This is a genomic window from Streptomyces sp. IBSBF 2435 (genome assembly GCF_036815005.1).
Lineage (GTDB): Bacteria > Actinomycetota > Actinomycetes > Streptomycetales > Streptomycetaceae > Actinacidiphila.
Map to the genome: position 1 here is coordinate 1 of NZ_JAJSYW010000291.1, position 5,368 is coordinate 5,368.

Sequence of the window (5,368 nt, forward strand, 5' to 3'; positions counted from 1 at the left end):
GGGACGTGGGTGGCGTGCGGGGCGGGGACGGCGTTGGAGATCATGACGGCCAGCGGGTGGCCCAGCACGAGGTCGCGGGACCAGGCCTCGTCCGCCGGCTGGTAGAGGGCGGGGACGTGCATGTGTACTCCTTCGGGCGTCGGAAGGCCCCGTGCGGGGGTGCCACGGGCCGCGGGCGGGGGCGGGCGGGCGGGGACGGTTCAGGCGGGCGAGCGGGGCATCTCGACGAGTTCGGTGAGCACGCCGCGGCAGTCGCGGGGGTGCAGGAACGTCACGGCGGTGCCGCGCGATCCGGTGCGGGGCGGGTCGAAGAGCGCGGCCGGCCCACCGGGCGGCAGCCCGAGGATGGCGGCCCGGACGTCCGCGGTGCCGAAGGCGAGGTGGTGGACGCCCTCGCCGTGGCGCGCGAGCCATGCCGAGACGGCCGAATCCTCGCGCACCGGCGCGATGAGCTGGAGGCAGGTCTCGTGACCGTCGTCGGTGCCGTTGACCCGCATCAGCACCTCGCGGATGCCCTGGCTCTCGATCACCTCCCGGTGCACGGCGTCGAACCCGAACACCGAGCGGTAGAAAGCAGCGGTGGCCTCCAGGTCGTGGCAGACGATCCCGACGTGGTCCAGGCGTGTGAACATCCCGTCTCCTCAGGCGGCGGCGTCGGCGTCGCGCTGGGCGACGATGGACGAGAGGATCTCCCCGGCCCGCACGGCTGTGGTCGACAGCAGGCTGGAGGTGATGCCGTGCGAGTACTCGGTCGCGCCGCCCTGCACGTAGATGCCGCAGCGCAGCGTCTCCTCACCGGACACCCGGTAGTTCCGGGCGACCTCCAGCCGGCCGGCCTCGTCCTGTTTGCAGCGCGAGGCGGTCGAGCCCAGCAGGCCGAGCGGGTCGCAGGGGCGGTAGCCGGTCGCGCAGACGACCACGTCGGCCGCGACGGTCTCCCGCCGGCCGGTGGGAGTGAACTCCAGGTCCACCGCGAGGGCGTCCGGCCCGGGGCTGACGCAGTGCAGCCGGGTGGCGTTGCGGACGTGGAGGCGTTCGCGCCCGGTGACCATCTCCAGGTAACCGCGCCGGTAGAGGTCGTCGATGAGATCGATGTCCACCACCGAGTAGTTGGTGTTCCCGTGGTACCGCAGGAACGCCTCCTTGAGCTGCGGCGGCGACCCGAAGTGGTGGTCGACGGCCTCGGGGTCGAAGATGCGGTTGGTGTAGGCGCTGTCGTCGGCGGCGCTGTAGCCGTAGCGGGAGAACACCGCGTGCACGTGCGCGTCGGGGAAGACGCTGTGGAGGTGGGCGACGACCTCGGCGGCGCTCTGTCCCGCGCCGAGCACCACGAAGGCGGAGGGCCGTCCGCGGAGCCGGCCGATCTCGCCGAGCAGCCGGCTGCTGTGCCAGATGCGGTCGTCGTCGGGCAGCCCCTCGGGCAGTACGGGTTCGATGCCGGTGGCGATGACGACGTTGCGGGTGCGCTGCCGCAGGGTCCGCCCGTCGGCGCGGCGGACGACGACGTCGAGGCGGTCGGTGCCGCCGGGGCCGCCGACCGGCTCGATGTCGAGGACTTCGCAGCCGTAGTCGACCAGGTGGGCGCACTGTTCGGCGACCCATTCGAGGTAGTCGTGGAACTCGACGCGCAGCGGGAAGAACGACTTGGCGTTGATGAAGTGCGCGAGCCGCCCCCTGCTGTGCAGGTAGGAGAGGTAGCCGTAGGAGCTGACCGGGTTGCGCATGGTCACGAGGTCCTTGAGGAAGGACACCTGCATCGAGGCGCCCTCGATCAGCATCCCGCGGTGCCAGCCGAAGGCCGGCTGGCGCTCGAAGAACCGCGCGGTGACGGCCTGTCCGGGCGGTGCGGTCTGGTTGTGCTCCTCGACGGCCACGGCGAACGCCAGGTTGGAGGGGCCGAAACCGATCCCCGTGACGTCGACCGTCTGGTTCTCGCCGTTGTGTCCGCCCAGCACCTGAAAGTCTCCTCGCACGTGTGTGATCAGCAGTCCGTAAAGCCACGCGGGCGGAATCGGGGAGCAGGCGCGGTCCGGCGATTCCGAACTAAGTGGATCAGCGGGGGCCATCACCCGGAAATAACTTCGCATTCGAGTACGCGACCGGACGGCACCCGCCGGAGCATGATTCCGATCTTCCGCGGCGGAAGAGACGGCTTCCCTTGGTTTCACGTTGAACAGAATCACCCGGACGGATTGATCAATTACCGTCCATCAACCACCGGGTACCGGATGCCTCCGGGCGAGACAGAGACTATCATGATCATTTTCCGCCAGGGACGGAATTTTCGGACAACACATCTGGCCTGAACCGCCCGCAAAGCGCCTTTGATCAATTCCGCGCCGAGGCCGGCAGTGCGGTGTAATACCAGGTGGAAGCCGGTCCGGCGCATCCGCACCGCTGCGCATTGCTTTCTACGGAATACACCGGGAGTCCTCCGCCGGACAGCGACAAGAACGCGGCCCGATAAATGACAAGATCCATTCTCACGCAGTCCGGATCAATGGGTCAAGTTTCGATCGCCCGCGTGCTACGGTTTCGATCGGCCGGGCCGGCGCCCGCTTTGGGGGCGCCCGGCCGGCGAGTGGTATCGAATTGAACGAATCGGCGCGAGACCCCCCGGCCCGATCGGCGAAGATCCCGGACCGGACCGCGCGCGCCGCGCCGTTGCGCGGGCATGCGCGGCAGGCCGTATTCACCGTTCCACGGGCACGGATTACTTCGGAGGAAACCCCATGTGCGGCGTCGTCGGCCTATTTCAGGGCTGCCCGGCAGTCAGTTTCTGCCCCGCGCGGCTGCGCCCGGCCCGCACCGACCGCGCTCAGGACCCGGACCCGGACGCGGGCACGTCCGCTCCGGCGCCGGCTCCCGGGGCCGGGGACGGCGGCGCGGCCGGGGAAGAGCCGTACCGCAGCCCGTTCCGCACCTGGTACGAGCGGGCGAGCGTACGCCAGGCGCCGCGCCGGCTGGTCACCGCCGCGGACGGCGGCGTGGCGACGTTCTTCCCCCCCGCGCTCGTACCGCTCGCCTCGCACCGGCTGGTCCGCGATCTCGGCCCGGCCGCCTACGAACAGGTCCTCGTCCAGCACCTGTACCGGTACCTGGACTTCACCGCGAAACTGGAATACCTCGTGGTCAACCGCACCGCGCTGGGCATCGCGCACGGATCGGTCGACCTGGGGCTGCCGCGGGAGATGCGGCTGGACGCGCTGAAGATCTACTGCGACGAGGCCTACCACACGCTGATGACGGTCGACCTGCTCGAACAGGTCACCGACCGCACCCGGATCGCCCCGCGCCTGCCGGAGGAGCCCTACTTCCTGCGGCGGCTCGCAGCGATCCAGGAATCCACCGCACCGGAACTGCGCCCGCTGGTGGAACTGCTCTTCGTCATCGTCTCCGAGACGCTGATCACCGGGAGCCTGTCCGCGATCCCCCGCGACCAGGAACTCCTGCCGCAGATCCGCGACACCATCCAGGACCACGCCTCCGACGAGGGCCGCCACCACGCCTACTTCGCCCTGTTCGCTCGCCATCTGTGGGGCGCCCTCGACACCCGCACCCGGCGGTGGGCGGCCCTGCGCCTGCCCGGCCTCATCCACACCTTCCTCGACCCCGACCTGGACTCCATGCGCGAGGAACTGCTGGGCTACGGGATGCCGAAGGACTCCGTCGAGCAGGTGCTCGCCGAGGTCTTCACCTCCGCCGGCGTCCAGGCCTACGCCCGGTCCTCGGCCGAGACGACCGTGCGGCACTTCGCCGCCCTGGGCGTGCTGGAGGACCCCGAGGCGCGCGAGGCGTTCGACCGGCAGGGGCTGCTGCCGCCCGCAGGCCCGGCCCGCACATCCTCCGCGCCGGCTCCGGGCCCGGAGGACCCGGTCACCCGGCGAGCGCCGTAGCGCGCTCCTCACGGCGGGCGAAGACCGCCTCGCGGCGCTCCTCCATCTGCCGCATCACCGCCCGGCGCTGACGGGACGACAGCCGGTCGACGTACAGCATGCCGTTGAGGTGGTCGGTCTCGTGCTGGAGGCAGCGGGCGAAGTAGCCGGTGCCCTCCACCACCAGCGGACGGCCGTCGGCGTCGCTGCCGCGGACGACCGCGCGGGCGGCGCGGGCCAGGCAGTGGCGGGCGCCCGGGACCGACAGGCAGCCCTCGTCCTCCTCGATCAGGCGCCGCCGCCCGTCGTCCGGCTCCGGGTCGAGCACGGGGTTGCAGATGTGACCCACGTGCCGGACACCCTCGTCGTCCAGGCAGTCGTAGACGAACAGCCGCAGGTCCACACCGACCTGGTTGGCCGCCAGCCCGGCGCCCTCGGCGATGTGGTTGGTGAGGAACATGTCGTGGACGAGCCGGCGGAGCCGCTCCGTGCCGAACTCCGCGACCGGGGCGCACGGGCGGTGGAGGACCTCCTCCCCGACGACCGTCACCCGCCGGAAGGAACCCCGGAGATCCTCCTCGGTGAGAACCGGGTGGGACGCGACGGGCACGCCCATCAGGACGACCCGCCCCTCGGACCCGGCCCTGGCGGCGCCGGCTGATGTGGACACGGACATGGTGCTCCCCCCGCTGAGGACACAGCAGCTACACGGCAAGGAAAGTGACCCAGAGCGACAGATGGTTACTCTGGGCGACTTGACATGATACTTTGCAAAGGAACACGATGACAAGATGAGTCACGACCGGGCCGACGACCCCCAACCGCAGCAGGGCGCCCGTCCGGCCGGACTCGTCGAACACCACGTCAGGACCGCGCTGGTGCAACTGCTCCGGCAGGTCGGGGCGGTGACGGCCACTGAAGCGGCCCGCAGGCTCGGGTGCAGTTCGGGACTGTGCTCGTTCCACCTGCGGCAGCTGGCCCGCGCAGGTGTGGTGGAGCCGGCGCCCGGCTCGGGCCGCGCGAAACCCTGGCGCCTGGTGCCCGGCGCGTCGGACGCCTTCCCCGAAGCACCGCCCGTACCGCCCCCGGCCGCCGCACCGGACCCGGGGCCGGTACGGGCCGGGCAGGACCCGGGGACCGGCCCGGAGAACTTCGCCTGTTTCACCTACGGCCTCGAAGACGAGAGTTTCCGCCGCTGGCTCGAACTGCGCGACAGCGCGCCGGCCGCGTGGAACGGGCACGACCAGGCGTTCAGCACCGTCGCCTACCTGGCGCCGGCCGAACTCGACGAGATCGCGACGGCACTGCGGGACATGCTGCGCCGCTACCAGGACCGCGAGTGGCTGCCGGACACCCGGCCCGCCGACGCCGCACCGGTCGCGGTCATCAGCCGCCTCTTCCCGATCCTGCCCACGGCCCCCGGCGAGGAGAGCCCGCCCGGCCGCTGACTCCTGGGGGGCCGCCGCCCGGCGGCGCCCCGTCCGGCCCCGCCC

At 71.3% G+C, this 5,368-nt stretch carries 5 protein-coding genes; 2 read left to right on the plus strand and 3 right to left on the minus strand.

Annotation, left to right across the window (positions count from 1 at the left end):
* Positions 1-200: 200 nt before the first annotated feature.
* Both mce and V7E46_RS32135 read right to left on the minus strand, forming a co-directional pair.
* Entirely contained in the window at positions 201-632 is a 432-nt protein-coding gene (gene mce, locus V7E46_RS32130; protein ID WP_333771707.1) for a methylmalonyl-CoA epimerase, read from the minus strand.
* A gap of 9 nt (positions 633-641) precedes the next feature.
* Positions 642-1,955 carry a lysine N(6)-hydroxylase/L-ornithine N(5)-oxygenase family protein gene (locus tag V7E46_RS32135; RefSeq protein WP_333771708.1) on the minus strand — a complete coding sequence of 438 codons (1,314 nt, stop codon included), beginning with the start codon at positions 1,953-1,955 and terminating at the stop codon, positions 642-644.
* A 777-nt stretch (positions 1,956-2,732) separates the two neighbouring features.
* Here V7E46_RS32135 and V7E46_RS32140 point away from each other — a divergent pair.
* A complete protein-coding gene (locus V7E46_RS32140; protein WP_333771709.1) occupies positions 2,733-3,896 on the plus strand; it encodes a diiron oxygenase in 1,164 nt (387 codons plus the stop codon).
* Here V7E46_RS32140 and def read toward each other — a convergent pair.
* Entirely contained in the window at positions 3,877-4,491 is a 615-nt protein-coding gene (gene def, locus V7E46_RS32145) for a peptide deformylase (protein WP_333771711.1), read from the minus strand. The genes V7E46_RS32140 and def overlap by 20 nt on opposite strands.
* A gap of 175 nt (positions 4,492-4,666) precedes the next feature.
* Between def and V7E46_RS32150 the strand changes: the two genes are divergently transcribed.
* Entirely contained in the window at positions 4,667-5,323 is a 657-nt protein-coding gene (locus tag V7E46_RS32150) for a winged helix-turn-helix domain-containing protein (protein ID WP_333771710.1), read from the plus strand.
* The last annotated feature ends 45 nt before the right edge of the window (positions 5,324-5,368 follow it).